This window comes from Sinomonas terricola (assembly GCF_034931225.1).
GTDB lineage: Bacteria > Actinomycetota > Actinomycetes > Actinomycetales > Micrococcaceae > Sinomonas > Sinomonas terricola.
Genome location: NZ_JAYGGQ010000001.1, coordinates 579986 through 606304 on the forward strand (window position 1 = coordinate 579986; position 26319 = coordinate 606304).

Genomic DNA, 26319 nt, shown 5'->3' on the forward strand with positions numbered 1-26319 from the left:
GCTCGTCCATTCATTGGACTAATCAGAACGGCACGACTGCTATTGGGGGCAGCCGTGCCGTTCTTGTCAGCGATACGTTCTTGTCAGCGATAGCCGTCGACGATCGCCGCAGCGATCTCCTTGTACGCGCGACGGGTTTCGGGGCGTACCGTCTCGAGCGAGACGAGGTCCCCGTCGGCGACGGCCCGGTCGTGCGGAACGCTGATGAGCGTGCGGCACATGCCGGCGAGGGTCGCCTCAATCGCATGCTTGTCGACCCGACCCGAGACGTCATCCTTGTCCGTCACCACGACGATCGCGTTCTCCGCGAGCTCGGCGAAGCCGTGGCCCGCGAGCCACGCGAGGGTGTCCCGCGCCCGCTTGGCCCCGCTCACAGCAAAGCCGGACGCGACCACGACGTTGTCCGCACTCTCGAGGATCCCCCGCATCGAGGGTCGGCTCACGCCCGTCCCGCAATCCGTGAGGGTGACACCGTAGTGCAGGGAGACGAGCCCGTAGATCCGCTGATAGTCCTCGGCGCGGAGCGAGTCCGAAATATCCGGATCCTGCTCCCCCGCCAGGAGACGCAGGCGTCCCACCTCGTGGAGGTACCGATCGAGCGCGACCCGCGAGTCGCCGTCTCCGAGCTCGCGCACGAGACGCGTGATGTTCAGCTCGCGCTCGGACTCGTACGCCCCCTCGCCGAGGGCGCGCTCGATGAGATCGCCCGCGTCTGGATTCGCGTCAATCGCGCACACGCTTCCCGAGCGAAGGTCCGCGAGCGTGAGCCCGACGCCGACCGTCGTCGACGTCTTGCCTACCCCGCCCTTGAGCGAGAGGAACACCGTGTTCCGGCTCCCGTCGAGGCGACGACGGATGCGCCGGTCGAGTTCGGCCTCGGCCTCCTCCGCCGCGGTCGGGCCGAGATTGAGGGCTCCGCCCGTAATGCGGTACAGGAAGCCCCTGAAACCTCGGGGCGCAACACTCGGCGCCGCCTTGACGAAGCCCGCGGGCTGCTCGGCGCGCGCCACCGCCTCGGGGAGTTGGGCGGCGGGAGCCATCCGCTCAGCGAACTGCTCGGCCTCGACCGTGGCCTCCACGGGCTGCTCGGCAGGCACCAACGCCTCGGCGGGCATCAAGGCCTCAGCCGGTGTCACGGCCTCAGCCGGCATGAAGGCCTCAGCCGGCACCGCGCCCGCGGGCACAAACGCCGGTGGCTCGCCCACCCATTCGGAAGGCTCGGCGGTCAGTTCTGGCTCAATGGCTGGTTCCGGCGCGGCGGCCAGTTCCGGCTCAACGCCTGGTTCCGGCGACGCGGCCTGCTCCGGCCCCGGCTCGGGCTCGCCGATCATGCCGCCCAACGACGGCTGGTCACCGGCGGCGACCGGCTCCCCCGCGTCCTGACCGCGGACGACGGCGGAATCCGGGGCGGCGTTCAGCGCCGACAGCGGCGGGGCCTCAGGAAGCGGCGGCACGACGGCGCGAAGGGGGCGCGTATCGGGCTCGGCAGGAGCGCGGTCATCGGCGGGGGTCTCGATGCTGCCCAGTGCGGGGCCAGGCTCGACCCATGCCTCGTGCGGCTCGACCGGGGGCGCGGCAAACAGCTGGTCCCACGTGAGCTCGGCGTGCTCGGCCCGTGCGGCCTCCTCGGCCTCGCGCATCTTCCTCAGCTCACGCCGGGTCAAGTGCCGTGGGGCGGCCTCGCCGGAATCGCGGGCGGGATCCCCGCCGTCGCCCGGATCGCGCCCCAGCGCGGCCTGCGCGGTCTCCGCCTGCTGCGTTCCGTCGTCGACCATCCCGCCCCTTTCGTACCCGACCGCTGGTAACTCTAGTCCAGCCGGACCGGCCCAGTGGAGCCTCAGGTACTAGTGCAGGCTGTGAGGCGCCCGGAGCCGCGAGATGAACAGCCGCGACTGTTCGGGGCCGTACGGGAGGATCGGGATCGCCTTCGTCGCGTCGTTGGGCGATTCGCGGGTGGCCTGGCGCGCGGAGCGGACTGCCATCGCCATGGTCTCGGCCATCGTCCGCACGGTGGAGTCCGTGCTGAGTGCGCCGTGGCCGGGCACGAGGTGCTCGTACCTGTGCCGCAGCGCCGAGATGTGCCGGAGGACGTCCGCCCACTCTTCGGGGTAGGAGTCGCCGAACTCGGGGTAGGCGCCCTCTTCGACGAGGTCGCCGCTGAAGAGGGACGACGGGGTGCCGACGAGGAGGTCGCCGTCCGTGTGCCCCCGCCCGAGGTAGAAGAGCGTGACGGCCTGGCCGCCGAGGTCGACGAGCACCGGCTGCTCCCGGACGATCGCCTGGGGAACAACGATCTCGGTGTCCTCGCCCTCGGCCGCCGCCATCTCGGGTTCACGGCCCGCAACCTCGACCCGCGCGGCGTCTCCCGAGGCGGCGATGGCCGCCGCCGCGTTCTCGTGCGCCCAGAATTCGTTGACCCCGGCCGCGCGGAACACGGCGTTGCCGAAGAAGTGGTCGTAATGGGCGTGCGTATTGACGACGACGAGCGGCAGCTGCGTCTTCTCCCTCACCGCGTCGAGGATCAGCCGCGCCTGGCGCGGCCCTTCGCCCGTGTCGATCACGAGGGCCCGCTCGGCCCCGATCACGAGCCCGACGTTGAGCCGGAGCGGCTCGAGGCTGAGCGTGTACGTGTCTCCACCGAGGTCGCGCCAGTGAGCCATCGCCGCATGTCCTAACTTTCGAGGCTAGCCAGCCGGTCCGGCTGTGGGTCCGATTCTGCCATGGGCTTCAGAGGTCAGCGAGGATGCTGCCGGGGTGTTCGACTGCGTCCGCGACGTAGCGCAGGAAGCCTCCCGCGGTCCCGCCGTCGCACACGCGGTGATCGAACACGAGCGTGAGTTCCACGACTTTGCGCACCGCGAGCGCGCCCTCGACCACCCACGGCCGGTCCAGGATCCGGCCGACGCCGAGGATCGCAGCCTCGGGGTAGTTGATGATCGCCGCGCTCCCGTCGACGCCGAACACGCCATAGTTGTTGAGCGTGAATGTGCTGCCGCTGAGGTCGGCCGGCGTCGCCTTCCCGTCACGGGCGACGGCGGTGAGCCGCCTGAGCTCCGCGTCGAGGCCGCGGGCGCTGAGCCGGTGGGCACCTCGGATGCTCGGGACGACGAGGCCGCGCTCGGTCTGCGCCGCGAAGCCGAGGTTGACGCCGTCGAACGCGACGATCTCCTGGCTGCCGTCGTCCGCGGTTTCAAGGCGCGTGTTGAGCTCGGGGAACTTCGCGAGACCGGCGACGACGAAGCGCGCGATGAACGCGAGCAGGCTCGGCGTGCCCTCGGGGTCGCGGCGCTTGAGGTCGGCGCGGAGATCGACGAGCTCAGTTGCGTCGGCGTCGACCCACACCGTGGCCTCGGGAATCTCGGTGCGGCTGCGCGTCATCGCCTGGGCGACGGCGCGGCGCACCCCGCGCACGGGGGTGCGGGAGGCGATCGCGAGCAGAGACACAGCGTCGACGTCCGTTCCCGCCGCGGCAGGAACCTGGGCCTCGCGTGCAGTTCGGGCTGTCGGCGCACCCGTCGTGACGCGAGCCGCGTGCTCAACATCGCGGCGCAGGATGAGCCCGTCCGGGCCGGACCCGGCGAGCGTCCGCAGGCTCACGCCGAGCTCGCGGGCGAGCTTCCGCACGAGCGGGGACACGACGCGGACCGCTTCCGTCCGCTCCGCGGTGGCCGCGGCCGTGGCCGCGAGCGAGCCCTCCGGAGCGGCAGCCGACGGCGCGGAGTGGCCTCGGCGACGGCGCCGCCGCCCGCCGGAGGATGACTCGGACGTCCCGTACCCGATGAGCACGTTGCCGGAGCCCTTGGCTGAGCCAGCGCCGCTGGCCGCGCCAGCGCCCGCGCGCTCTTCCGTGCGATAGGCCTCGGCCGCGCCGGACGCGGCCTCGGGGGCACCAGACGCGACCGCGGCGGGCCCGCCCTTCTGCGACGCGGCATCGTCGATGCTGATGAGGGGTCGGCCGACGTCGAGCGTCTCGCCCGGCTGCCCGTGCAGCACGGCGACGATCCCGGCGAACGGCGACGGCACCTCGACCACTGCCTTGGCCGTCTCGACCTCGACGACGGGCTGGTCGACGGCCACGGAATCGCCCACGGCGACGAGCCAGCGCACGAGTTCAGCCTCGGTGAGACCTTCGCCGAGGTCGGGCAGCAGGAATTCGCGCGTCATCAGTCCTCCCACTGGAGCTCGTCGAGGGCGTCGAGAATGCGGTCAACGCTCGGCAGGTACCAGTGCTCGAGCTTGGGCGGCGGGAACGGGATGTCGAAGCCGGTCACGCGCCGCACGGGCGCGGCGAGCGAATGGAAGCAGCGCTCCTGGACTCGCGCCGTGATCTCCGAAGCCACCGACGCGAAACCTTGCGCCTCCGCCACGACGACGACGCGCCCGGTCTTGCGCACCGAGGCGCACACCGTCTCGTCGTCGAACGGGACGATCGTGCGCAGGTCCACGACCTCGACGGAGCGGCCCTCGGCGGCCGCGGCCTCCGCCGCAGCGAGGGCGGGCGGGACCGCGGGCCCGTAAGCGATGATCGTGGCGTCCGTGCCGGGCCGGACGACGCCGGCACGCCCCGCCGCCTGCCGCTCAGCCTTCGCCTCGAACTCGATGCGCAGGGCCTCGAGATCCACGGCTTCCTTCGACCAGTAGAGCTTCTTGGGCTCCATGAAGACGACGGGGTCGTCGCTCGCGATGGCCACGCGGAGGAGCCGGTAGGCGTCCGCAACGGTTGACGGCGTGAAGACCTTGAGGCCGGGCGTGTGGGCGTAGTAGGCCTCCGACGAGTCGCAGTGATGCTCCACGCCGCCGATTCCGCCCGCGTACGGGACGCGGATGACCATGGGCAGCGTCACGCGGCCGCGCGTCCGGTTGTGCATCTTGGCCACGTGGCTCGCGATCTGCTCGAACGCGGGGTACGCGAACGCGTCGAACTGCATCTCGACAATCGGGCGCATGCCGTTCATGGCCATGCCGAGCGCCATGCCGACGATCCCGGACTCGGCGAGCGGCGTGTCGAAGCAGCGCTGCTCGCCGAACTCGGCGTTGAGCCCGTCAGTGATCCGGAACACGCCACCCAGCTTGGCGACGTCCTCGCCGAAGACGACGACGCCGTCGTCCGCGCGCATGGCGTCCGCCATCGCGGTGGTGAGGGCCTTAGCGAAGGTCACGGGCTCGGGGCCTGCTGTGGCAGCCGCTCGAGCTGCGGCGGCTTCGGCTACGGTGCTCATCAGAGTTCCTTTCCCGACTGCTCGTCGCGCGAGATTTCTTCAGCCAGGAAAGTCGCCTGCTCGCGCAGCTGTGGGGTCGGTTCGGCGAAGACGTGGCGGAACAGGTCCTGGGGATCGAGGCTCGGCTCGGTCCCGAGGCCGTCGCGGAGCCGCTGGGCGACATCCTCGGCGTCGCCCGCGAAGGCGGTTTCGACGTCGTCCGTGAGATGCCCAGTCGAGCGGAGGTAGTGCCGCATGCGGTTGAGCGGATCCTTCGCCGCCCAGGCCTCGACCTCGGCCTGGTTGCGGTAGCGGGTCGCGTCGTCGGCGTTGGTGTGGGCCTGCATGCGGTAGGTGTTGGCCTCGACGAGGAGCGGGCCGGAGCCGGACCGGGCGAGGGTGACCGCGCGGTCGAGGACCGCGAGGAGGGCCACGATGTCGTTGCCGTCCACGCGCTCCCCTGCCATGCCGTACCCAACCGCCTTGTGTGCGAGCGACGGCGCGACCGACTGATGCACGAGCGGCACCGAGATCGCGTACTGGTTGTTCTGGACGAAGAACACGACCGGGAGGTGGAAGACCGCGGCGAAGTTGAGGGCTTCGTGGAAGTCGCCCTCGCTCGTGGCGCCGTCGCCGCACATCGCGAGGACCACGGTGTCCTCGCCGCGCAGCTTGGCCGCGTGGGCGACGCCGACGGCGTGGAGCAGCTGGGTGGTGAGCGGTGTGCTCTGGATGCCGACCTTGTGCGCATGCGGGTCGTAGCCGCCATGCCAGTCGCCGCGGAAGAGCGTCATCGTCTCGACGGGGTCCACGCCTCGCGTCATGACGGCAACCGAGTCGCGGTAGGTGGGGAACATCCAGTCGCCCTCGCGCAGGCAGAGCGCGGCGGCGACCTGGCAGGCTTCCTGCCCATGGCTCGACGGGTACACGGCGAGACGGCCCTGACGGACGAGGGCCGAGTTCTGGTCGTTGACGCGCCGCCCAATGACGAGCTGGCGATAGGCCTCGAGCAGTTCGTTGTCGCTCGGGACGGGGTACTGGTGCCCCGGGCTCGAGCCGCGCTGGTCCTCCGGGAGCATCGTCCCGTCCTCGGAGAGGATCTGGATCTGGCCGTGCACGGGGAGCATGTAGTCCTCAATGCTGATCCCGAACCGCTTCACGGCCTCTTGGGCCTCCGCGGGAATGGTCATGATGCCTCCTCGCAGCATGTGTGTTGACACAAGTATCGGTTCCATGCGGGTTTCGTATCCAGAATTCCGGCGAATCTTGGAATTTTGCTCACCTGAAGGAAGAATCTGTAGACAAAGCACCGCGAATGACCCAGATCACAGGAGCCCCCGTGGACGATGTGGACCGCGCCATCCTTGCCCAGCTCACCCAGGACGCACGGCAGTCCGTCACGACCATCGCCGAGAACGTGCACATCTCCCGAGCGCACGCCTACAACCGGATCGCGAAGCTCCAGGAGCAAGGGATCATCACGAAGTACACGGCGCTCGTGGATCCGCTCAAGGCAGGGCTGCGGTCCAGCGCGTACGTGACCCTCAAGGTACGTCAGCACTCGTGGCGCGAGCTGCGGGAGCAGCTCAAGGCCATCCCCGAGGTGCACCACATCGCGCTCGTCGGCGGGGACTTCGACGTCATCCTGCTCGTGCGGGCCGTGGACAACACGGACCTCCGCCGCGTCGTCTTCGACCAGCTCCAGAGCATGCCGGGCGTCTTGGACACGCAGACGTTCCTCGTGTTCGAGGATCTGGACACGAGATAGCCGTGGCGGCAGGGCCCGGCGACTGCAGGCGGAGTGTCGACCGTCAGCCCGCACGAGGGAGCTTGCAGCGATCCTTCTGGACGACGGCGTCGTTCAGGCGGCACCCGGCAGTCGGAGTGGTGGTGAGAAGTATTCGTGGCCCGTTGGGGTGATGGTGAGAATATCGCCGTGCGTGACATCTCCGTCGTCGTCGCGAGCACCAACCACCGCTCGTTCCCAGCCGGGCGATTCCTTGGCGTAGTTGCAGGCTTCGCAAAGACCTTGGCCGTTTTCGGCACTCGTCTCACCGCCGAGAGCGGCCGGCACGACATGATCGATGTGGCGAATAGGAGCATCACAGTACGGGGTCCGGCAGACCTGGTCGCGGATCCTGATGAACTCGGCCAACGCGCGGGGGAACAGACGTGATCTCGCATCCATTGCCGCGAGCTCGCCCGTCGAAGGGTCAAGGAACAAGCGCCTCAGCCACACGCCCGCGAGCGCCGACGCCCCGGGACCTGTCTCGGCGGCCCGTGCCGCAGGACCCGCACCGCTTATTCCACGACCGGCACCGCATTCGCTTCGAGCCGTGACGGCCACCATCCCTCGAGCCTCCTCCGAGGTGATGCTCCCGTACCTTCGAGAGTGCAGCGACTTCAGCCAAGCAGATACCCAATATATGTGTATTGGGTATCTGCTTAGCTGAAGGAGGCTGGAGTACGACTGTGCAGCGGGGCACACTCGCCAACAGGCCGCCTGGGCTGGGGACGCGGACGCGAGCATGCGGCGGCCGCCGGGAAGGCCGCGGAGTTCCTCGTAATCCATCGCCTTCGCCAGACCGTAGAGGAAAATCCCCGCCGCGGCCAGGCTCATCCAGGTGCACGAGATCCACCGAACAGGAACGAAGGCATTGATCCCGGAGAGGATGCCGCCGAGTACGAGCAGCGGGCGCTGCAGCGTGACCGCTGCGATGTACGTGAGCTTGTACGCCATGCCATGGTCGTCGATCTGCAGATCATCGCCCCCAGTGTCCATAGCCACAGCCTGCCTGATCGGCGCCCATCCGCAGCGGAAGCTCCAGGAGAACGTGAGGGCAAGACTCAGCGCGTCCGCTGGTCGTCTCAGTGGTGGAATGCCTCGCCGTGACCCGGATCCGGGAAAGGCGCGTCCGCCGAGTCCAGGAACGCGACGGCGCCGCGAAGGTCCTCGAGGAAGCTCGACGCGAGGTCCCGTGTGAACCCGTTCCGCACCACGACACGCTGCACCGTCAAGTCCGCGAGCCCGTCCGGCATTGGATAGGCAGGCACGAGCCACCCCGACATCCGGAGCCGATCCGAGAGGTGGTGAAGGTTCCACTTGTCCGTGTGGCCCGGCTTGAGCCGCCACGCGAATACCGGGATGTCGGAACCGTCGTTCCAGAGCTCGAACGCCTCCATCGCCCCGATCTCGCGCGCAAGGTACTCGGCCACGTCGCGGCACGCAGCATGGACAGCCCGGTAGCCCTCGACCCCGAGCCGAAGGAACAGGTAGTACTGCAGGAGCACCTGGGCGCCCGGGCGCGAGAAGTTCAGCGCGAACGTCGGCATGTCCCCGCCGAGGTAGCTCACGTGGAAAACGAGATCCTCGGGCAGGGCGTCCCGATCCCGCCAGACGACCCACCCAAGCCCCGGATACACGAGCCCGTACTTGTGCCCCGACGTGTTGATCGAGGCCACGCGCGGGAGCCGGAAGTCCCACACGAGCTCGGGCTGGAGGAACGGCGCGACCATCGCTCCCGAGGCCCCGTCCACGTGGATCGGCACGTCGAGGCCGGTTGAGGCCTGGATCGCGTCGAGGACCGCAGAGATCTCCTGCACGGGCTCGTACATTCCCGTGTACGTCACCCCCATGATCGAGACGACGCCGATCGTGTTCTCGTCCACGTACTCCTCGAGCGCGTGCCCATCGAGGACGCGGTGCTCCTCGGAGATCGGCACGTAGCGGGCCTCGACCTCGAAGTAGTTGCAGAACTTCTCCCAGCACACCTGCACGGCCGAGCTCATGATGAGGTTCGGCCTCTCCGTGGGCTTCCCGGCGGCCCGGCGGGCGTGCTGCCACCGGCGCTTGAGGGCCAGGCCGGCGAGCATGCAGGCCTCCGACGAGCCGATCGTGGAGGTGCCGACGGCGTTGGCGGGGTCGGGTGCGTTCCACAGGTCAGCGAGCATCCGCCAGCAGCGATGTTCGATCTCCGCCGTCTTGGGATATTCGTCCTTGTCGATCATGTTCTTGTCGACGGTTTCTGCGTACAGATGCGCAGCCTCGGGTTCCATCCACGTTCCGACGAACGTGGCGAGGTTGAGGCGCGCGTTGCCGTCGAGCATCGCATCGTCGTGGACGATCTGATAGGCAGTCGAGGGCAGGGACTCACCCCCGGGGATCGTGAAGCGGGGGAATTCCGTCGATTCGCCCGGCCGACTGAACAAGGGGTTCAGCTCGACGTTGGCCGAGGCTTGGAAGTCGGGAAGGGACTGGTGAGTTGCTCTGCGAGAGGCGGTCACCCGCCCAGCCTAGGAGACCATCACTTCCCAGAGAACACCGGCTTGCGCTTCTCTTGGAAGGCCTTGAAGCCTTCGCGATAGTCGTCCGAATCGCACAGCGCGGCCTGCGCCTTGTTCTCCGCATCCATGGATTCCCACAGCCCGAGGCGGCGGTCACGGATCTGCGCGACGAGCTCCTTCGAGGCCACGAACGCGCCCGTCGCGCCCAACGCGACCCGGGTCACGACAGACCGCGTCCGCTCAAGCAGCTCGTCCGCCGGGAATGAGCGGCTGAAGAGCCCTGCCCGCACGGCTTCGTCCCCGCTCATGAGCTCGCCCGTGTAGACGAGGTCGAGCGTGCGATGCATGCCGAGTCGCTCGGTGAAGTACCAGTGGCCGCCTGAATCGAGCGTCGCCCCGAGGTTGGCGAACGGCGAGCCGATCTTGGCATTGTCGGCGACATAGACGACGTCGGTCGCGAGCAGGAGCCCGAGGCCCACCCCGAGCGATGCCCCCTGGGCGGCCGCGAACGTCGGCGCCGGGAACGCCGCCATCTTCCGCATGAGCGGCGTGACGAGCCCACCTAAGTAGCCGAGCACGTCGTCGTCGGCCGGGTCGACGCCGGAGATGTCCCGGCCCGCACAGAACGCGCGTCCGACGCCGCGCAGGAGCAGCGCGCGGACCTCGCCGCGGGAGGCGGCGGCAGCGGCGTCGTCGTACGCCTGGGAAAGTTCGGCGAGCGCCGCGGGGTCGACGGCGTTGAGCTTGCCGGGCGCGTCGAGGACGACCTCGGCGACGCCACCCTCAATCGTGAGCGAAATCATGAACGTCTCCTAGGCGCTTGGATCAGGCGTCGAAGTCGACCGAAACAGCCTCGGACGTCGGCCGCGACTGGCACGTCAGAACATATCCTCGCTCGATCTCGTCCGGTTCGAGAGCGTAATTCTCGGCCATGTCGACGGTTCCCTTGACGAGCTTCGCACGGCACGTGCCGCACACGCCGCCCGCACACGCGAACGGGACATCCGGGCGGACGCGCAGGGCGGCATTGAGGATCGTCTCGTTCGCGGCCACGGGGCTCTTGACCACGCCCTGAAGCCCGTCGAGGCGGAACTCGATCTCGAATGTCTCGCCCGACTCGTCGTCGACCACTGGCCGCCCGATGTTGCCCTCGAGGCTGGTCGGCGTGCCGGTCGTGAAGAGCTCGAAGCGCACATTCTCGGGCTCGACCCTGCGGGCCGAAAGCGTGTCCCGCACGAGCTGGACGAGCTCGAACGGCCCGCAGAGGAACCACTCGTCGACGTCGTCCGCGTGGATCACCGTATTGAGCAGCGTCGTGAGCTTCTCGGCGTCAACGCGGCCCGAAAGGAGCGGCGAGATGCGCTGCTCGCGCGAGAGCACGTGATGCAGCGCGAAGCGCGAGGGGTATTTGTCCTTGAGGTCCGCGAGCTCCTCGACGAACATGACGTCCATCGCGGCCTTGTTCGCATAGATGAGGTCGAAGCGCACGTTCTCGTTGGCGGCGAGGACGGTCTTCGCGATCGCGATCACGGGCGTGATCCCCGAGCCCGCTGCGACAGCGACGAACGTGTGCTCGCGCTCCGTGTCGATGCTCGTCGGGTCGTTGAGGCCCGTCATCTTGTGCTTCGAGATGAACGCCCCAGCGGGGCTCATCACATCGAGCGTGTCTCCGGGCTTGAGGCTCTCGTTCGCCCACGTGGAGAACTGACCGCCGAGGTCGCGCTTGATCGCGACCCTGATCTCGCTGCTGCCGTCCTCGAAGCGCTGCGGGGTCGCGCAGATCGAATAGCTGCGCCGGATCTCGCGCGGCTCGCCCGACGCGGGGTCAGGGAGCTGCGAGCGGAGCGCGACGTACTGCCCGGGAACGTAGTCGTACTCGTCGGCGAGCGCGGCGGGGACGCCGAACGTCACCTCGATCGCGTCGTTCGTGAGGCGGCGGACGTCGCTCACCGCGAGAGTGTGGAAGGACGCACGACGGCGGCCGGTCGCCTCGGGGGCTTCTGTCACCTGGTCAGTCATGTGTTGGCCTCAAAATCATCAGAGCACCTTGAAGTAGTCGAAGGGTTCGTGGCAGTCCTGGCACACGTAGAGCGCCTTGCACGAGGTCGAGCCGAAGCGTGAGAGCTCGCGCGTGTTGAGCGAATGGCAGCGCGGGCACTTGACGGCGAGGCCGAGCCGGATGGGGCCCGCCGCGGCGCGGCCGGTCGGCGGCGCGATGCCGTATTCGGTGAGCTTCGCCTTGCCCTCGGCCGTCATCCAGTCCGTGGTCCAGGCCGGTGCGAGCACGAGCTCGACTTCGACCTTCTCGTGGCCAGCCTCGTGGAAGACCTTGGCGAGGTCGTCGCGGATGGCATCCATCGCGGGGCAGCCCGAGTACGTCGGGGTGATGGTGAGCCGCACGGTCCCGTCGGCCTCGACGTGGCCGTCGCGCAGGATCCCGAGGTCGCGGATGCTGAGCACGGGGATCTCAGGGTCGTTGACGGTCGCCGCGAGGGCGATGACGTCGGCGTCGGTGGTGATCACGCTGTCTCCCTGCACAGTCTGGCTACCACGTCGCGCCCGGATGCTTGCGGGCGAGCACCTGCATCTCGGCGAGCACGTAGCCGAGGTGTTCGCTGTGCTCGCCGCCCCGCCCGCCGCCGCGCGCGCGGGGCACCTGCGGCACGGTGAGCGTGGCTTCGTCGATCACGGCCGCGATTTCGGCGTCGAACTGCTCGCGCAGGCTCGCCGGCCGCACGCCCGCCTCGCCGATCCGCTCGACGAGTTCGTCATCGTCGAACAGCTCGTCGACGTACGGCCACAGGAGCTCGAGCGCGGCCTGCATGCGGGCGTGCGATTCATCCGTGCCGTCGCCGAGGCGGAGCGTCCACTGCGTCGCGTGGTCGCGGTGATAGTCGACCTCTTTAAGCGCCTTCGCCGAGATCGCCGCGATCGTCGCGTCGCTCGAGTTCACGAGGCGCGAATAGAGGAGGTGCTGGTAGATGGAGACCACGAGCTGGCGCGCGATGGTCACGCCGAAGTCCCCGTTCGGCTGCTCGAAAATCCACGCCGAGCGGAACTCGTCCTCCTCGCGCCAGTACGCGAGCTCGTCCTCGGACCTGCCGAGCGCGTGGCCCGCGTAGATGAGGAAGGAGCGCGCGTGGCCCAGGAGGTCGAGCGCGATGTTGCCGAGCGCGATGTCCTCCTCGAGCTCCGGGCCGCGCGAGATCCAGCGGCTCAGCCGCTGCGCGAGGATGAGCGAATCGTCGCCGAGCCGGAGCGCGTACTCTGCGACGTCGTCGTTCGGCTTGTCCGGGCGGAGCGCGATGTCTTCGGGGCGCAGCGCGTTGCCGGGCGTGACCCGGGTTGCCGACGCCGCGGCGTCGCCGAAGCTGTCGAGGGAGTGGTCTTGGTGAATACTCACAGGTGCTTCACGCCTTCGCTCTTGGTGTAGTACGTCGCGTGGCGGTAGTCCTTGCCCTGCGGCGACTCGAAGAACGAGCCCTTCGCGTCGGGGTCCGAAGCAGTGATCGCGTCCGAGGGCACGACCCAGATCGAGACGCCCTCGTTGCGCCGCGTGTAGAGGTCACGCGCGTTGCGCAGTGCCATCTCGGCGTCGGGCGCGTGGAGCGAGCCCGCGTGGACGTGGGAGAGGCCGCGGCTCGAGCGCACGAAGACCTCCCAGAGGGGCCAGATGTTGGGCTGTTGGCTCGTGGTCTCGTTGCTCGCTGTCTTCTGGCTTTCCGTGTTCTGGCCCATCAGGCGGCACCTGCCTTCTTCTGTGCTTGCTTGGCCGCGTAGGCGCGCGCCGCCTCGCGGACCCAGGTTCCGTTCTCGTGGGCCTCGCGCCGCCGCGCCATGCGCTGCGCGTTGCACGGGCCTCGGCCCGAGATGACGTCCTTGAACTCCTGCCAGTCGAGCTCCATGTGGATCCACTGGCCCGTCTCCTCGTCGAAGCGGAGGTCGGGATCCGGGAGCGTGAGGCCGAGGACCTTGACCTGCTCGGCGATCATGCCGACGAAGCGCTGGCGCAGCTCGTCGTTCGAGAAGCGCTTGATGTTCCACGCCATGGATTGCTTCGAGTTGGGCGAGTCGTCGTCCGGCGGCCCGAACATCATGAGTGCGGGCGCATAGAAGCGGTCGACGGCGTCCTGCGCCATCTGCTTCTGCGCGGGCGTGCCCTGAGAGAGCTCGAGGAGGATCTCGAACCCCTGGCGCTGGTGGAACGACTCCTCCTTGCAGATGCGCACCATTGCGCGTCCGTAAGGTCCGTAGCTTGCGCGGCACAGCGGAACCTGGTTCGCGATCGCGGCACCGTCGACGAGCCAGCCGATCGCTCCCATGTCCGCCCAGCTGCGAGCCGGATAGTTGAAGATCGACGAGTACTTGGCCTTGCCCTCGAGCAGCTGCTGGTTCATGACGTCGCGCGGGGTGCCGAGGGTCTCGGCCGCCGAGTACAGGTAGAGCCCGTGGCCGGCCTCGTCCTGGACCTTGGCCATGAGGATGGCCTTGCGCTTGAGGCTCGGGGCACGCGTGATCCAGTTGGCCTCCGGCTGCATGCCGATGATCTCGGAATGCGCATGCTGCGAGATCTGGCGCACGAGGGTCTTGCGGTAGGCCTCCGGCATCCAGTCCTTCGGCTCGATGCGCGAGTCCTCCGCGATGATGCGGTCAAAGTATGCCTGCCCCGCCGCGTCCTCGGCGGACAGCTCAGGGGCGGGGCTTTCGTTGCTGGGTGCGGGAACGGGCTGCAGCTTCGCAGCGGCCATGGCTCCTCCTCAAATAATTACCGACCGTTCGTTCAGAATATGTGGGGGCCCCGGCTCCGTCAAGCCGACCAGCCCGGTTGGCGGCCGCACAGCGAACACGGCAGAAACCTCGGGCCCGCTGGATAGCATGGCTATCCAAGCGCCCTCCCACCGGATGAACGGAACCCCATGGCCCGACGCCGACCTCCGCCCTGGGCCAGCGCCGCCCTCAAAGTGCTCGCCGCCATCGTCGTCGTCGCGCTCGTGCAGGCCTTTGCCTTCAAGCTAGGCCGCATCCCGTCGGGCTCCATGGAACGGACCCTTCGAAGCAGCGAGGCTGGCGGCGACCGCGTGCTCATCAACCGCCTCGCGTACCTCGCGGGCGCGTCCCCACAGCCCGGTGACATCGTCGTCTTCACGCGCCCGGCCACGTGGGCTGCGGACGCCCCAGCCGATTCGGCGGGCGGGCTCGCCGACGTCGTCCGCAGGTTCGGCGACCTCACCGGCATCGGCCCGTCCCACGAGGAGCACCTTGTCAAGCGGGTCATCGCCCGCGCGGGCCAGACCGTCGCATGCTGCGACGCCGACGGGCGCCTCGAGCGCGACGGGCAGGGCATCGACGAGCCCTATGTCTTCGAGGACCTCCCGTTCGTGCGCGGCAGGCTCGACTGCACGACGGCGCCGCGCTCGCTCCGCTGCTTCGGGGCCTTCGCGGTGCCGGAGGGTCAGCTCGTGGTCCTCGGCGATCATCGCTCGGTGTCAGCGGATTCGCTCATCGCGTGCCGCTCGAGCCAGCCCGCCGATTCGGCGCCGTCCCCGGAATCCTGCGTCCGCACCGTCGCGCTCGGCGACATCGTGGGTCGCGTCGACGTGCGGATCTGGCCTCTCGGTCGGCTCGGACCGGTCGGCTAGGAGCCCGGCGCGGCCGCCGGGCCCGTCAGGCCATGCCTTTCTGGACCAGCCCGTTGGACTCAAGCTCATCGATGGCCGCGGCGAGGCTCGCCTCGTAGCCCTCCGGGAGGCCGACCTCGGGCGCGATCCGCTCGGCGATCCCGGCGAGGCTGAGCGGCGTGTCGAGTGCCCGCCAGACCGTGGGCGCGATCCCGCTGAGGCGCAGTACGCAGTGGCCCACCATGGCGAGCAGTTCCTCGGTTCCGTCGCCGCGCGTGACAGTCACGGCGTCCACAACCTGGGCCCGGCGCACAAGTCCGCCATTCGCTGCGGCATCTTTGTCGCCGCCCCCGCGGTCTGCGCCGGCAGGACAATCGGCACCGCTGTCTGGCTCCGACGGCCCCTGGAGGGCGGATGCCCACGCACGGTGCAGTGGCTCTCGATCGAGCAGCGAAGGCAGGAGGGCCTCGAGGTCGCGCGCGTCACGATACCTGACGCGCACGGCGCCGCCCGCCGCATCAAGCGTCGAACACAGCCACGCGAGCGGCCGGTCGATCCGCGCGAGCGACGACGTGTGCGGCGCGAGCTCGACGACCGCCTCGGCATGACTGAGCTCGACGACCTGCGGCCGGCCCGCCGCGGCATCCGCGGAGGCATCGTCGTCGGGGCAGCGATCGAGGAGGACGACGGCGCCGAGCGTCGCCTCGTGCGGCGAGCGGCGCAGCCCCGCGTCATCGGGTCCGATCTGGCGCTTCGGGTGGCCAGGGTCGTCGGCGATGAGCGAGAGGGGCTTCGCGTAGGGCACGAGGAATCCCGAGCGGTCGAGCGCGACGGTCTCATCCGTCACATAGCCCCACCCGGCACCGAGGACCCGGGTCACCGTGGTCTTGCCCATGCCCGAACGGCCGACGAACGCGACGGCGCGGCCCGTGGCAGGATCCGCGAGCGCGGCCGCGTGCAGCATGAGCAGCTCCCCTGCCCGCGCCTCGATAGCGCGCAGGGTGACCGTGCTCGTGAGCTCGGACGCGAAGCGCTCGGGCGATTCCGCTTCGATCGAGGTGATCGCGTGCGCCGTCCGGACGCTCGCGCGGAGCGCGCCGGGGGCCGCGTCGCCGATCATGGGGCGCCAGGCCGAGTTCGGCGCTAAAGGGGTCTCGCCGGACCCGGGAGGAAGGGTCACGTCGGGGACAGGCGCCGCCTCCGCGTCGAGACACCTCGACCAGGCCCGTCGGAGGGCGGCGGCGAGCTCGGGCGTGAATCCGTCCCCGAAGACGACGTCGATCTCTGCCCCCAGCGCCCGGAGCCGCAGGCCGTCCGGCCTCATGCGATCGCCTCCGCGAAACCCTGACGCTCGAGCTGAGCGAGGAATTCGGCGAGCTGACGCGCCATCTCGGCTGCGCCGTCGTCGGCTGCAGTCCCGGCGCCGCCCGCATTCCCGGCGCCGCCGTCCGCGGTGTAGACAAAGATGTCGCGGAGTTCGGCAAGAATGTCCGCGTCGGTGCGGATTCCGTCAATGAGCCCCCAGATGATAGCGGCGGATCCGGTCAAGACGACAGGCCTCTCCGCCTCCAGATTGAGCAGGGCCACCCGCCCTTCGTCCTCGATCGAGACTTCGGCAATATGTGCACATTTGCGCCAGATTGGCATCGCTTTTCCTCCCCCCATAGGTACCCCGGGCCTTGGCGAAGTCCGCCGTCGGGGCAGACTGATCCTAACCGCAGCACTGACACGACAAGAGGGACCGTGAGCGAGCAGACCGCAGCCCGAAAGAAAAAGAAGAATCGCACAGCGATGTACGTTCTCCTGAGCGCGCTGCTCGTCGTCGTGCTCGCGGCGGTCGCGGCACTCATCTATCTCGGCACCCTCTCGCGAAGCTTCGACACCCAGACGAAGAAGCTCGAGACGGTGTTCCCCAGCGAGTCGGCGAGGCCGCCGGCCGCATCGCCCGCAGCGGACGGCAAGGCGGCCCTGAACATCCTGCTCGTCGGCTCGGACAGCCGCGACGCGACGATTTTCCAGGCCGAATCGGGCACGCCGTCCAATCAGCGCTCCGACACGATGATGGTCGTACACGTCCCAGCAGACCGGAAGAACGTGTACGTCATCTCGATCATGCGGGACCTCTGGGTCCCGATCCCGGGCCACGGCAGCGCGAAGATCAACGCGGCCCTCGCGTTCGGCGGGGTTCCGCTCATGGTCCAGACCATCGAGTCCGTGCTCGGGCAGCGCCTCGACCATGTCGTGTTCATGGACTTCGAGGGGTTCAAGAGCCTCACGGACGCCGTCGGCGGCGTGCCCGTCACCGTTCCCAAGGCGTTCACGGCCCAGCAGTCGGGGAACACGCGGTTCGAGGCCGGGACCCAGACGATGAACGGCACCCAGGCCCTCGCATTCGTGCGCGAGCGCTATGCGTTCCCCGACGGCGACTATCAGCGCGTCCGCAATCAGCAGATCTTCCTCAAGGCCCTCGTCACGAAGCTCGCGACGCCCCAAACCCTCGCGAATCCCGTCACCCTCGCAAATGTCGTCAACGAGTTATCGTCGTATCTCACGGTCGATTCCGGATTCAACTCGGGGGCCGTCGTTTCTCTCGGACTCGAACTGGGAAAAGTGCGCCCAGGCGACATTGTGACATTCACGCTGCCCACAAATGGGACGGGCTGGTCTCCTGACAGCCAACAGTCGATTGTCCTCTTCAACCAGCCGGCCACGAGCGGGCTGGCCGACGCGATGGCCAAGGGGACCATGCCTCAATACGTCGCGGACAACAAGCTGCAGAACGGGAACTAGCGGGAAGACAGGGCCGCCGCGGGCCCCATCACGTCCCCGCTCGGCACTGGCTAGGGTGGGCCTATGAACGAAGCGCTCTCCCCCGCATCAGCCCCGCCCGTCGCGAAGAAGGTGCCCACGCTCCGCACGCACCACGGGGACACGTTCGCGGACCAGTACGAGTGGCTGCGGGACAAGGAGAACCCTGAGGTCGTGGCGCATCTCGAGGCCGAGAACGCGTACACCGAGGCCGTGACCGCGGACCAGCAGCCGCTCCGCGACGCGATCTTCGCCGAGATCAAGGGCCGCACGCAGGAGACGGACCTCTCCGTTCCGAGCCGCCTCGACGACTGGTGGTACTACGCGCGCACGGTCGAGGGCCAGCAGTACCCGATCTACTGCCGGGTCGCCGCGGAGCGCCCCGCCGGCCCAGCCGACACCCTCGCGTCGTGGACGCCGCCCACCGTCGCCCCCGGCGTACCGGTTCCCGGCGAGCGGGTGCTCCTCGACGGCAACGCGGAGGCCGAGGGCCAGCCGTTCTTCGCCCTCGGCGGCGCGACCGTGAGCCGCGACGGCAGCCTGTACGCGTACGCGGTGGACAACGCGGGCGACGAGACGTTCACGCTCCGCATCAAGGACCTCGAAGCGGGAGAGGACCTGCCGGACGTCATCGAGCGCGTGTTCTACGGGCTCGAGTTCTCGGCCGACGGCCGCCGCCTCTACTACGTCGTGGCGGACGAGTCCTGGCGTCCTCACCAGATCCGCGTCCACACGCTCGGCACTCCGGCCGAGCAGGACGAGGTGTTGTTTGAAGAGCGCGACGTCGCCCAATGGACCTCGCTCGACCTCTCGAGCGACCGCCGCTGGCTTCTCGTGAGCATCGGCAACTCGGAGTACAGCGAGACCCGCTACCTCGACCTCCATGCCCCGGAGGCGCGGCTCGAGCTCCTGCTCGGCCGGGAGGAGCGCGTCCTCCACGCCGTGGACCTCTTCGAGCACGACGGCGCCGCCCACGTCCTGCTGGTCCACAACCGCGGTTCCGAGGGCGCGAAGGCCGTCAACAACATGGTCTCCGTCGCGCCGCTCGCCGAATTCGCGAAGCCGCTCGCGGAGCAGCACTGGCAGACCGTCGTCCCCCACGACGACGCCGTCAAGGTCGAGAGCGCCGAGGTCACCACGAGCCACCTCGTCGTCTCGCTCCGCCGGGACACGATCGAGACCGTTCGCTTCGCGCCCCTCACCGAAGCGCTCGCGGCGCTGAACCCGACAGCCGGTGGTCGCCCTGCGCCGTCGTTCGCGGAGCCCGCGTTCGGCGAGGAGCTCTACACGGCGGGGGCCAGCGTCTCGGACTACCGCGCGCCCGTCGCGCGGCTCTCCTACACCTCGTATTTCACCCCGCCCCGCGTGTACGACTACGTCCTCGCGACCGGCGAGCTGATCCTGCGCAAGGAGACGCCCGTGCTGGGCGGCTACGACCCCTCGGACTACGTCGCCGAGCGCGCGTGGGCGACGGCCGACGACGGCACCCGGGTTCCGCTCTCCGTGCTGCGGCGGGCGTCGGTGCGCCCGGACGGAACGAACCCCGCCCTCGTCTACGGATACGGCTCCTATGAGGTGAGCATGGACCCGGCCTTCGCGATCCCGCGCCTGAGCCTCCTCGACCGGGGCGTCGTGTTCGTGATCGCGCACATCCGCGGCGGCGGCGAGCTCGGGCGCCGCTGGTACGAGGACGGCAAGAAGCTGCGCAAGAAGAACACGTTCACGGACTTCGTCGCGGCCGCGGACTGGGTCGCGGCCGCGGGCTGGGCCGATCCGCAGCGCATTGCGTGCATGGGCGGCTCGGCGGGAGGCCTCCTCATCGGCGCGGTGCTCAACGCGGCGCCCAAACGGTTCGCCGCCGCCGTCGCCCAAGTCCCGTTTGTCGACGCCCTCACGACGATCCTCGACCCCGAACTCCCGCTCTCCGCGCTCGAGTGGGAGGAATGGGGCAACCCGATCGAGGACGCCGACGTGTACGCGTACATGAAGTCCTACTCGCCGTATGAGAACGTCCGGCCGGCCGACTACCCCACCGTCGCCGCGGTGACGTCATTCAACGACACGCGCGTGCTGTACGTCGAGCCCGCAAAGTGGGTCCAGGCGCTGCGGGAGGCCTCGACGAGCGGCCGTCCCATCGTGCTCAAGACCGAGATGGACGCGGGCCACGGCGGCGCCTCCGGCCGTTACGAGGCGTGGAAGGACCGCGCGTGGGACTACGCGTTCATTGCGAGCGCGCTGGGGGCGCGCGAGCTGCTCGCCTAGGGCCCTGGCCTAACCGGCCACGGCCGCACGGACGACGGCGGCCGTCGCCTCGGCGATCGCGCGTTCCTCGTCCGTGGGCACCACCAGGACGGGAATCGCGGAGTCGGCGCGCGAGATGATGCGCGGCTCGGGCGAGCGGACGGCGTTCGCGTCCTCGTCGAGGGCTACGCCGAGCGCGCCGAGCCGGTCAACGACGAGGCGGCGGAACGCCGTCGAGTTCTCGCCGATGCCGGCCGTGAAGACGATGGCCTTCGCCCCGCCGACGGCCACGTGGTACGCACCGACGTACTTCGCGAGCCGATACGACGCGACGTCGAGCGCGCGCTGCGCCTTCGCGTCGCCGCGCTCGGCCGCGTCGACGAGCGTGCGCATGTCATGCGAGCCGCCGAGCGCCTTGAGACCGGACTCGCGGTTGAGGAGGTCGTCGATCTCGTCGGGGCTCAGCCCCTGCCGCCCGAGGTAGACGAGGATCGAGGGGTCGATGTCCCCCGAGCGGGTCCCCATGACGAGGCCCTCAAGCGGCGTGAAGCCCATCGAGGTATCCACCGACTTGCCGCCGTGGACGGCCGTCGCGGAGGCGCCGTTGCCGAGGTGGAGGATGACGCCGTCGAACGCTTCGGCGTCGACTCCGAGGAGCGCCGCGGCGCGCCCCGCGACGTACTCGTGGGACGTCCCGTGGAAGCCGTAGCGGCGAATCCCGTGGCGTGTGTAGAGCCAGTCGGGCACTGCGTAGCGCCACGCATGCTCGGGCATGGTCCGGTGGTAGGCGGTGTCGAAGACGGCCACCTGCGGGAGCTCGGGCCACTTCTCGGCGATCGCACGGATGCCGACCACATTGGCCGGGTTGTGGAGCGGCGCGAGCGGGTTGAGGCGCTCGATGGCGCGCGTGATCTCGTTGTCGATGAGCACGGGCTCGGCGAACCGCTCGCCCCCGTGCACCACGCGATGCCCGACGGCGTCGATCCCGCGCCCCGCGAGCGCGCCCCGCAGCGCGTCGTCGACGAGCTCGAGCGCCGCCTCGTGGTTCGGGATGCCCGGCCCGCCGTCCTCGGCCGGGAACCCGATGCGTTCGACGATGCCCTGCACGAGGACGTCCCCGGCTGCGACGTCCCGAAGCTGGTACTTGAGCGACGATGATCCAGAGTTGATGACGAGGACGAGCACAGCTACTCCTTGGAGGATTCGGCCGGGACGAGGGCAGCTTGGGCCTGCACGGCCGTGATCGCGACGGTGTTGACGATGTCCTCGACCGTGCAGCCGCGCGAGAGGTCGTTGACGGGCTTGCGCAGGCCCTGGAGGACGGGGCCGACGGCGACGGCCCCCGCGGACTGCTGGACCGCCTTGTACGTGTTGTTGCCCGTGTTGAGGTCCGGGAAGATGAACACGGTCGCCTGCCCCGCGACATCGGACCCCGGGAGCTTCGTCGCGGCGATGGAGGCGTCCACGGCGGCGTCGTACTGGATAGGACCCTCGACGGCGAGCTCGGGCTTGCGCGAGCGCACGATCTCGGTGGCGCGCCGCACCTTGTCGACCGTCGCGCCGGCGCCCGAGCCCCCGGTCGAGTAGCTGAGCATCGCGACCCTCGCCTCGACCCCGAATTGTGCGGCCGTCTCCGCAGAGGCGATCGCGATGTCCGCAAGCTGCTCCTCGTTCGGCTCGGGGTTCACGGCGCAGTCCCCGTACACGAGGACTCTGTCCCGGAGGAGCATGAGGAAGACGGAGGAGACGATGGCGACGCCGGGGCGCGTCTTGACGAATTCGAGGGCCGGGCGGATCGTGTGCGCTGTCGTGTGGGCCGCACCCGAGACCATGCCGTCGACGATGCCGAGCTGCACCATCATGGTCCCGAAGTAGCTCACGTCGAGCATCGTCTCGAGGGCCTTCGCGAGGTCGACGCCCCGGTGGGCGCGCAGCCGCGCGTACTCCTCGGCGAACTTCTGCCGCAGCTCGCTCGTGGCCGGATCGACGATGCTGATGCCGTCGAGGGAGATGCCGTTCGCGGCGGCCGTCTCCCGCACGAGCGGATCGCTGCCGAGGAGCGTCAGGTCGCACACGTCGCGCCGCCGGAGGATCTCGGCCGCGCGCAGGATCCGCACGTCGGTGCCCTCGGGGAGCACGATGTGACGGCGGTCGGCGCGCGCCCGGGCGATGAGCTCGTGGAGGAAGCGCAGCGGCGTCATGTTCTCGGGCCGGGGAAGGTTGAGGCGGTCGAGGATCTCGGCGTCGTCCACGTGTTTCGCCCACGCGCCGAGCGCCGACGCGACCTTGCGGCGGTGGCCCGTCCAGATCTCGCTGCGCACGGCCGAGACGTCGCGGGCCGCGTGATACGTGTCGTCGGCGTACGCGAAGACCGGGAAGGGCGCGGGAGCCAGGAGCGGGAGGATGTGCGAATCCGGGGGCAGGCCGCCTGTGAGGATCATTGCCGAGGGCACGGGGAACTCGGGCGAGAAGGTCGAGGCGAGGGCCCCGACCATGATGTCGGCCCGGTCCCCCGGCGCGATGACGAGATCCCCCGATTCGAGCGCCCCGATGAAGTTTGCGACGCTCATGGCTGCGACCTTGACTCCGCGGACCTCGCGTTCCATGTCCGCCTTCCCCGCGATCTGGCGGAGCCCGAGCGCCGTGGAGACCTCGCCCGTCGTCGGCCGCGAAATCTCCTCGATCTCGGGCAGCACATACACGGGCCGCTGGAGGCGCCCGGGGCGGATGGCCGCCGAGATGTCCTCGAGGTGCTCGGGATCGGCACGGTTGACCATCATGACGAGCAGGCTGCAGCGGGCGGCGAGGAGTTCCTTGCGCGCAACGTCGACGGCGTCTGCGATCTCCTCGGGCGCGCGGCCCTTTCCGCTCACGACGGCGACGACGCTGCATCCGAGGTCGTTCGCGAGGCGCGCGTTGAGGTCGAACTCGACCGCCGCATCCTGGCCCGTGAGGTCCGTGCCCTCGACCACGACGACATCGCACCGCGCCGCGATCTCGGAGTAGAGCTCGACGCATCGCGCGCCGATCTCCTCGCGCCGCCCCTCGGCGAGGAACCGCCGGACTTCGCGCATGGTGAGTCCACCCCGGCAGACCGATTCGTCGAGTCCGTAGCGGGACCGGATGAGGGCCACCATCGGATCGCCATCGCGATCATCGCGGACGATGGGCTTGAAGAAGCCGATGCGGTCGGTGTGGCTGTGCAGGGCCTCGGCGAGCCCAAGCGCCACGAGCGATTTTCCCGACCCGGGGGTCGTCGCGCTCACATAGATTCCCTTGGACATGCTCACTCCTCGAGCCCGCACCGTTTGACCAACATCCTCGCACCACGGCGCTGAGCCCGGCACCGTGCGGGCCACATGACGCCTGTGTGCCTTGACACATCCGCGCTCATGGGATTACCTAATGAACATTCGGTAAAGAAATGCGAGGTCACCCATGAGCAACGCCGCTCGCCCGGAAGCCCTGTCCCAGCTGGCCCACAGTCCCAGTACGCTGGCCCACCCCATCCTTACCGACGACTACGCGACCGAATGGATGGGCCTCGAAGTCCTCGCGCTCGGGGACGGGAGCGCGACCGTGGCGACGACGATCCGCCGCGAGATGCTCAACGGCTTCGGGATCGCACACGGCGGAATGATCTTCGCCATCGCAGACTCAGCATTCGCCCTCGCGTGCAATCCGCACACGCCCGAGGACGACGACAACACGATCACCGTCGCCGCCGGCGTCGACGTCAACTTCCTTGCCCCCGCCCACGTCGGAGAGCGCATCACCGCCGTCGCCGAGCGCCGTGCCCAGACCGGGCGCAGCGGCCTCTACGACGTCCAGGTCTTCGCGACGGCGTCGCACAACACAGTGGCGCCGGGCAACACGCCCGCCGGGTCGCCTCCGGCAGCGGACGACGGGGCGTCCCCGGCTCGGGCGACCCCCTCGGGCACGCCCGCGCCGAGGCTTATCGCCGAATTCCGCGGGCGCTCGCGCACCATCCCGAAGCGCTAGCGCCACACCCACAGTCCGTCTCGTACATCCTCCCCGCCCGCCCTCCCCGCTTCCCCACCCGCCCGCCACGTTCGAAAGCCCCGCCATGACCCACAGTTCTGCTGCCGCCGCCCACCCCGCCCCCGCCCGCTCGGCCCCTCATGCCCCGACCTCCTTCGGCCGCGCGATCCTCGACGCCGAGGAGACCATGTCCCGAGACCAGATCGAGGCACTCCAGCTCGCGCGGCTCCAGGAGACCCTCCAGTACGCGTATAGCCGTGTCCCGCTGTACACGCGCAAGTTCGACGAGGCCGGGGTGAACCCGAGCGACCTCAAGGAACTCGCCGACCTCGCGAAGTTCCCGTTCACGACGAAGGAGGATCTCCGCCAGGCATACCCCTTCGGCATGTTCGCCGTCCCCATGGACCAGGTGGCCCGCATCCACGCGAGCTCGGGCACGACGGGCCGACCGACCGTCGTCGGCTACACCAAGCAGGACCTCGACACCTGGGCGACGCTCGTGGCCCGCTGCCTCCGCGCGTCCGGCGTCCGCCCCGGCATGAAGGTGCACAACGCGTACGGCTACGGCCTCTTCACGGGCGGCCTCGGCGCGCACGCGGGCGCCGAGAAGCTCGGCGCGACCGTCATCCCGATGTCAGGCGGCCAGACCGAGAAGCAGATCCAGCTCATCGGCGACTTCGCCCCGGACGCGATCCTGTGCACGCCGACGTACCTCCTCACCATCGGGGACGCGATGATGCACCAGGGCATCGACCCGCGCTCGACGTCGCTCAAGTACGCGGTCCTCGGGGCCGAGCCGTGGACGCAGGAGATGCGGCACGAGCTCGAGGAGATGTTCGACATCAAGGCCTGCGACATCTACGGCCTCTCGGAGGTCATGGGCCCCGGCGTTGCCGGCGAGGCGGTCGAGACGCAGGACGGGAGCCACATCTGGGAAGACCACTTCCGCCCCGAGATCGTGGACCCGTTCGATCTCGGCACCGCACTGGAGGACGGCCAGACCGGCGAGCTCGTGTTCACGTCGCTCACGAAGCAGGCCCTGCCGATCATCCGCTACCGCACGAAAGACCTCACGGCCCTCCACGCTGGATCCGCCCGGCCCGGCCACCGCCGCATGGGCCGCATCTCGGGCCGCAGCGACGACATGATCATCCTGCGCGGCGTCAACCTCTTCCCGTCGCAGATCGAGGAGATCGCCCTCCGCATCCCCGAGCTGAGCCCCCACTTCCAGCTCGAGATCACGCGGCCCGAGGGCCGCAGGATGGACGAGCTCACCGTCAAGATCGAGCCCCGAGAAGGGACGACGACGGAACAGCGCAGCGCAGCGGGCGCGACCCTGCGCCAGCAGATCAAGGTGCACATCGGCTCGTCGTGCCGCATCGACGTCGTCGAGCCCGGCTCGCTCGAGCGCTCGAACGGCAAGCTCCGCCGCATCTACGACCTGCGCAAGAAGAGCTAGCCACGCCCGCGCCCAGCCAAAGCCTCGCCCAGACGCCGAATTAGACTTGAGCCCATGCCTTCCGCCGCCGCAACAGAGACACCCGGACCCGGCCCCACGGGGCGCCGAGGCCGGCCGGGCTACGACCAGCAGTCGGTGCTGAACGTCGCGGTCGAGGTGTTCAATCGGCACGGCTACGACGCGACGTCCATGGGCATCCTCGCGGAGAACCTCGGCATCTCGAAGTCCGCGATCTACCACCACGTGCCCTCGAAGGAGGACCTGCTCTCCCTCGCCCTCGAGCAGGCCCTCGGAGGGCTCGAGTCCGTGTGGGAGGCGCCCGAGACGCAGCACGGGACAGCCGAGGAGCGCCTCGAGTTCGTGGTGCGCTCGACGGTCCGGGTCCTCACCGAGAGGCTCCCGTTCGTCACGCTCCTCCTGCGGCTCCGCGGCAACACCGAGACGGAGCGTAAGGCCATGGAGCGCCGGCGCGGCTTCGACCGCAAGGTCGCCGAGCTCATCGGGGAGGCCCGCGCCGAGGGGACGGTCCGCAGCGACATCGATCCGCGGACCGTCTCGCGCCTCCTGTTCGGCACGGTCAACTCCATCGTCGAGTGGTACCGGCCCGGCGGTGCGCTCACGCCGGAAAGGCTTGCGGACGACGTCGTCGCCGTCCTCTTCAACGGGCTGCGGGCCGGGCGGGCGTAGTTAGTGAACACTTGCTGAATTG

General features: G+C 69.2%; 24 protein-coding genes. 7 read left to right on the forward strand and 17 right to left on the reverse strand.

The features are described 5' to 3' along the window. Nucleotides 1-83 precede the first annotated feature (83 nt). From SPF06_RS02850 to pdhA, 5 genes are all read right to left on the reverse strand, one after another. Entirely contained in the window at nucleotides 84-1775 is a 1692-nt protein-coding gene (locus SPF06_RS02850; RefSeq protein ID WP_323277402.1) for a nucleotide-binding protein, read from the reverse strand. Nucleotides 1776-1844: 69 nt separating this feature from the next. Beyond that, complete coding sequence (locus SPF06_RS02855; RefSeq protein ID WP_323277403.1) at nucleotides 1845-2660, reverse strand: MBL fold metallo-hydrolase; 816 nt, start codon at nucleotides 2658-2660, stop codon at nucleotides 1845-1847. Between the two features lie 67 nt (nucleotides 2661-2727). Further along, nucleotides 2728-4164, reverse strand: a complete 1437-nt coding sequence (locus SPF06_RS02860; RefSeq protein WP_323277404.1) for a dihydrolipoamide acetyltransferase family protein — start codon at nucleotides 4162-4164, stop codon at nucleotides 2728-2730. Continuing rightward, nucleotides 4164-5219 carry an alpha-ketoacid dehydrogenase subunit beta gene (locus SPF06_RS02865; RefSeq protein ID WP_323277405.1) on the reverse strand — a complete coding sequence of 352 codons (1056 nt, stop codon included), beginning with the start codon at nucleotides 5217-5219 and terminating at the stop codon, nucleotides 4164-4166. Before SPF06_RS02865 ends, SPF06_RS02860 begins: the two co-directional genes overlap by 1 nt. Continuing rightward, nucleotides 5219-6388, reverse strand: a complete 1170-nt coding sequence (pdhA, locus tag SPF06_RS02870) for a pyruvate dehydrogenase (acetyl-transferring) E1 component subunit alpha (RefSeq protein WP_323277406.1) — start codon at nucleotides 6386-6388, stop codon at nucleotides 5219-5221. The genes SPF06_RS02865 and pdhA overlap by 1 nt, the downstream gene beginning before the upstream one ends. A 125-nt stretch (nucleotides 6389-6513) precedes the next feature. Between pdhA and SPF06_RS02875 the strand changes: the two genes are divergently transcribed. After that, on the forward strand, nucleotides 6514-6966 hold the full coding sequence (locus SPF06_RS02875) for an Lrp/AsnC family transcriptional regulator (RefSeq protein WP_323277407.1): 453 nt from the start codon (nucleotides 6514-6516) through the stop codon (nucleotides 6964-6966). Nucleotides 6967-7059: 93 nt separating this feature from the next. Here SPF06_RS02875 and SPF06_RS22055 read toward each other — a convergent pair whose 3' ends face one another. The 8 genes from SPF06_RS22055 to paaA all read right to left on the reverse strand — a co-directional run bounded on the left by SPF06_RS22055 (nucleotide 7060) and on the right by paaA (nucleotide 14230). Beyond that, nucleotides 7060-7980, reverse strand: a complete 921-nt coding sequence (locus tag SPF06_RS22055; RefSeq protein ID WP_428985685.1) for an HNH endonuclease — start codon at nucleotides 7978-7980, stop codon at nucleotides 7060-7062. Nucleotides 7981-8066: 86 nt separating this feature from the next. After that, entirely contained in the window at nucleotides 8067-9482 is a 1416-nt protein-coding gene (gene gad / locus SPF06_RS02885; protein ID WP_323277408.1) for a glutamate decarboxylase, read from the reverse strand. A gap of 20 nt (nucleotides 9483-9502) precedes the next feature. Beyond that, on the reverse strand, nucleotides 9503-10285 hold the full coding sequence (locus SPF06_RS02890) for an enoyl-CoA hydratase/isomerase family protein (RefSeq protein WP_323277409.1): 783 nt from the start codon (nucleotides 10283-10285) through the stop codon (nucleotides 9503-9505). A 22-nt stretch (nucleotides 10286-10307) separates the two neighbouring features. Then, complete coding sequence (gene paaE / locus SPF06_RS02895; RefSeq protein ID WP_323277410.1) at nucleotides 10308-11501, reverse strand: 1,2-phenylacetyl-CoA epoxidase subunit PaaE; 1194 nt, start codon at nucleotides 11499-11501, stop codon at nucleotides 10308-10310. 18 nt (nucleotides 11502-11519) lie between these two features. Next, entirely contained in the window at nucleotides 11520-12005 is a 486-nt protein-coding gene (paaD, locus tag SPF06_RS02900) for a 1,2-phenylacetyl-CoA epoxidase subunit PaaD (RefSeq protein ID WP_323277411.1), read from the reverse strand. 22 nt (nucleotides 12006-12027) lie between these two features. Further along, complete coding sequence (gene paaC / locus SPF06_RS02905; RefSeq protein ID WP_323277412.1) at nucleotides 12028-12885, reverse strand: 1,2-phenylacetyl-CoA epoxidase subunit PaaC; 858 nt, start codon at nucleotides 12883-12885, stop codon at nucleotides 12028-12030. Then, on the reverse strand, nucleotides 12882-13220 hold the full coding sequence (gene paaB / locus SPF06_RS02910) for a 1,2-phenylacetyl-CoA epoxidase subunit PaaB (protein ID WP_323277413.1): 339 nt from the start codon (nucleotides 13218-13220) through the stop codon (nucleotides 12882-12884). Before paaB ends, paaC begins: the two co-directional genes overlap by 4 nt. After that, nucleotides 13220-14230 (reverse strand): 1,2-phenylacetyl-CoA epoxidase subunit PaaA, encoded by a 1011-nt coding sequence (gene paaA / locus SPF06_RS02915; RefSeq protein ID WP_323277414.1) that lies wholly within the window; start codon nucleotides 14228-14230, stop codon nucleotides 13220-13222. Before paaA ends, paaB begins: the two co-directional genes overlap by 1 nt. Nucleotides 14231-14398: 168 nt before the next feature. Between paaA and lepB the strand changes: the two genes are divergently transcribed. After that, on the forward strand, nucleotides 14399-15121 hold the full coding sequence (lepB, locus tag SPF06_RS02920) for a signal peptidase I (protein WP_323277415.1): 723 nt from the start codon (nucleotides 14399-14401) through the stop codon (nucleotides 15119-15121). A 25-nt stretch (nucleotides 15122-15146) separates the two neighbouring features. Here lepB and SPF06_RS02925 read toward each other — a convergent pair whose 3' ends face one another. Both SPF06_RS02925 and SPF06_RS02930 read right to left on the reverse strand, forming a co-directional pair. Next, nucleotides 15147-16424: a PqqD family protein gene (locus SPF06_RS02925; protein ID WP_323277416.1), complete on the reverse strand. Its 1278-nt coding sequence runs from the start codon at nucleotides 16422-16424 to the stop codon at nucleotides 15147-15149. After that, entirely contained in the window at nucleotides 16421-16747 is a 327-nt protein-coding gene (locus tag SPF06_RS02930) for a PqqD family peptide modification chaperone (protein ID WP_323277417.1), read from the reverse strand. The genes SPF06_RS02925 and SPF06_RS02930 overlap by 4 nt, the downstream gene beginning before the upstream one ends. 144 nt (nucleotides 16748-16891) lie before the next feature. Here SPF06_RS02930 and SPF06_RS02935 point away from each other — a divergent pair, with 144 nt between their 5' ends. Together SPF06_RS02935 and SPF06_RS02940 are read left to right on the forward strand one after the other, a co-directional pair. After that, nucleotides 16892-17890, forward strand: a complete 999-nt coding sequence (locus SPF06_RS02935) for an LCP family protein (protein ID WP_323277418.1) — start codon at nucleotides 16892-16894, stop codon at nucleotides 17888-17890. Nucleotides 17891-17953: 63 nt separating this feature from the next. Then, the gene (locus SPF06_RS02940) at nucleotides 17954-20170 is read left to right on the forward strand and encodes a S9 family peptidase (protein ID WP_323277419.1); all 2217 of its coding nucleotides are present in this window, start codon (nucleotides 17954-17956) and stop codon (nucleotides 20168-20170) included. Between the two features lie 9 nt (nucleotides 20171-20179). Here the strand turns inward: SPF06_RS02940 and SPF06_RS02945 are convergent, their stop codons facing one another. Both SPF06_RS02945 and pta read right to left on the reverse strand, forming a co-directional pair. Continuing rightward, nucleotides 20180-21334 carry an acetate/propionate family kinase gene (locus SPF06_RS02945; RefSeq protein WP_323277420.1) on the reverse strand — a complete coding sequence of 385 codons (1155 nt, stop codon included), beginning with the start codon at nucleotides 21332-21334 and terminating at the stop codon, nucleotides 20180-20182. Nucleotides 21335-21336: 2 nt separating this feature from the next. After that, nucleotides 21337-23433: a phosphate acetyltransferase gene (gene pta / locus SPF06_RS02950; protein WP_323277421.1), complete on the reverse strand. Its 2097-nt coding sequence runs from the start codon at nucleotides 23431-23433 to the stop codon at nucleotides 21337-21339. 154 nt (nucleotides 23434-23587) lie between these two features. On the opposite strand from pta, the gene SPF06_RS02955 reads away from it, so the two are divergent. From SPF06_RS02955 to SPF06_RS02965, 3 genes are all read left to right on the forward strand, one after another. After that, nucleotides 23588-24151, forward strand: a complete 564-nt coding sequence (locus tag SPF06_RS02955; RefSeq protein WP_323277422.1) for a hotdog fold thioesterase — start codon at nucleotides 23588-23590, stop codon at nucleotides 24149-24151. 85 nt (nucleotides 24152-24236) lie between these two features. After that, nucleotides 24237-25610 carry a phenylacetate--CoA ligase PaaK gene (paaK, locus tag SPF06_RS02960; protein ID WP_428985686.1) on the forward strand — a complete coding sequence of 458 codons (1374 nt, stop codon included), beginning with the start codon at nucleotides 24237-24239 and terminating at the stop codon, nucleotides 25608-25610. Nucleotides 25611-25664: 54 nt separating this feature from the next. Next, nucleotides 25665-26297: a TetR/AcrR family transcriptional regulator gene (locus SPF06_RS02965; RefSeq protein ID WP_323277423.1), complete on the forward strand. Its 633-nt coding sequence runs from the start codon at nucleotides 25665-25667 to the stop codon at nucleotides 26295-26297. The last annotated feature ends 22 nt before the right edge of the window (nucleotides 26298-26319 follow it).

What these genes read in the sequence shown, in the direction of transcription:
- SPF06_RS02850 (WP_323277402.1), bottom strand. Translation starts at nt 1,775, where the DNA reads ATGGTCGACGACGGAACGCAGCAGGCGGAGACCGCGCAGGCCGCGCTG.
- SPF06_RS02855 (WP_323277403.1), bottom strand. Translation starts at nt 2,660, where the DNA reads ATGGCTCACTGGCGCGACCTCGGTGGAGACACGTACACGCTCAGCCTC.
- SPF06_RS02860 (WP_323277404.1), bottom strand. Translation starts at nt 4,164, where the DNA reads ATGACGCGCGAATTCCTGCTGCCCGACCTCGGCGAAGGTCTCACCGAG.
- SPF06_RS02865 (WP_323277405.1), bottom strand. Translation starts at nt 5,219, where the DNA reads ATGAGCACCGTAGCCGAAGCCGCCGCAGCTCGAGCGGCTGCCACAGCA.
- pdhA (WP_323277406.1), bottom strand. Translation starts at nt 6,388, where the DNA reads ATGACCATTCCCGCGGAGGCCCAAGAGGCCGTGAAGCGGTTCGGGATC.
- SPF06_RS02875 (WP_323277407.1), top strand. Translation starts at nt 6,514, where the DNA reads ATGACCCAGATCACAGGAGCCCCCGTGGACGATGTGGACCGCGCCATC.
- SPF06_RS22055 (WP_428985685.1), bottom strand. Translation starts at nt 7,980, where the DNA reads ATGGACACTGGGGGCGATGATCTGCAGATCGACGACCATGGCATGGCG.
- SPF06_RS02890 (WP_323277409.1), bottom strand. Translation starts at nt 10,285, where the DNA reads ATGATTTCGCTCACGATTGAGGGTGGCGTCGCCGAGGTCGTCCTCGAC.
- paaE (WP_323277410.1), bottom strand. Translation starts at nt 11,501, where the DNA reads ATGACTGACCAGGTGACAGAAGCCCCCGAGGCGACCGGCCGCCGTCGT.
- paaB (WP_323277413.1), bottom strand. Translation starts at nt 13,220, where the DNA reads ATGGGCCAGAACACGGAAAGCCAGAAGACAGCGAGCAACGAGACCACG.
- paaA (WP_323277414.1), bottom strand. Translation starts at nt 14,230, where the DNA reads ATGGCCGCTGCGAAGCTGCAGCCCGTTCCCGCACCCAGCAACGAAAGC.
- lepB (WP_323277415.1), top strand. Translation starts at nt 14,399, where the DNA reads ATGGCCCGACGCCGACCTCCGCCCTGGGCCAGCGCCGCCCTCAAAGTG.
- SPF06_RS02925 (WP_323277416.1), bottom strand. Translation starts at nt 16,424, where the DNA reads ATGAGGCCGGACGGCCTGCGGCTCCGGGCGCTGGGGGCAGAGATCGAC.
- SPF06_RS02930 (WP_323277417.1), bottom strand. Translation starts at nt 16,747, where the DNA reads ATGCCAATCTGGCGCAAATGTGCACATATTGCCGAAGTCTCGATCGAG.
- SPF06_RS02935 (WP_323277418.1), top strand. Translation starts at nt 16,892, where the DNA reads ATGTACGTTCTCCTGAGCGCGCTGCTCGTCGTCGTGCTCGCGGCGGTC.
- SPF06_RS02940 (WP_323277419.1), top strand. Translation starts at nt 17,954, where the DNA reads ATGAACGAAGCGCTCTCCCCCGCATCAGCCCCGCCCGTCGCGAAGAAG.
- pta (WP_323277421.1), bottom strand. Translation starts at nt 23,433, where the DNA reads ATGTCCAAGGGAATCTATGTGAGCGCGACGACCCCCGGGTCGGGAAAA.
- SPF06_RS02955 (WP_323277422.1), top strand. Translation starts at nt 23,588, where the DNA reads ATGAGCAACGCCGCTCGCCCGGAAGCCCTGTCCCAGCTGGCCCACAGT.
- paaK (WP_428985686.1), top strand. Translation starts at nt 24,237, where the DNA reads ATGACCCACAGTTCTGCTGCCGCCGCCCACCCCGCCCCCGCCCGCTCG.
- SPF06_RS02965 (WP_323277423.1), top strand. Translation starts at nt 25,665, where the DNA reads ATGCCTTCCGCCGCCGCAACAGAGACACCCGGACCCGGCCCCACGGGG.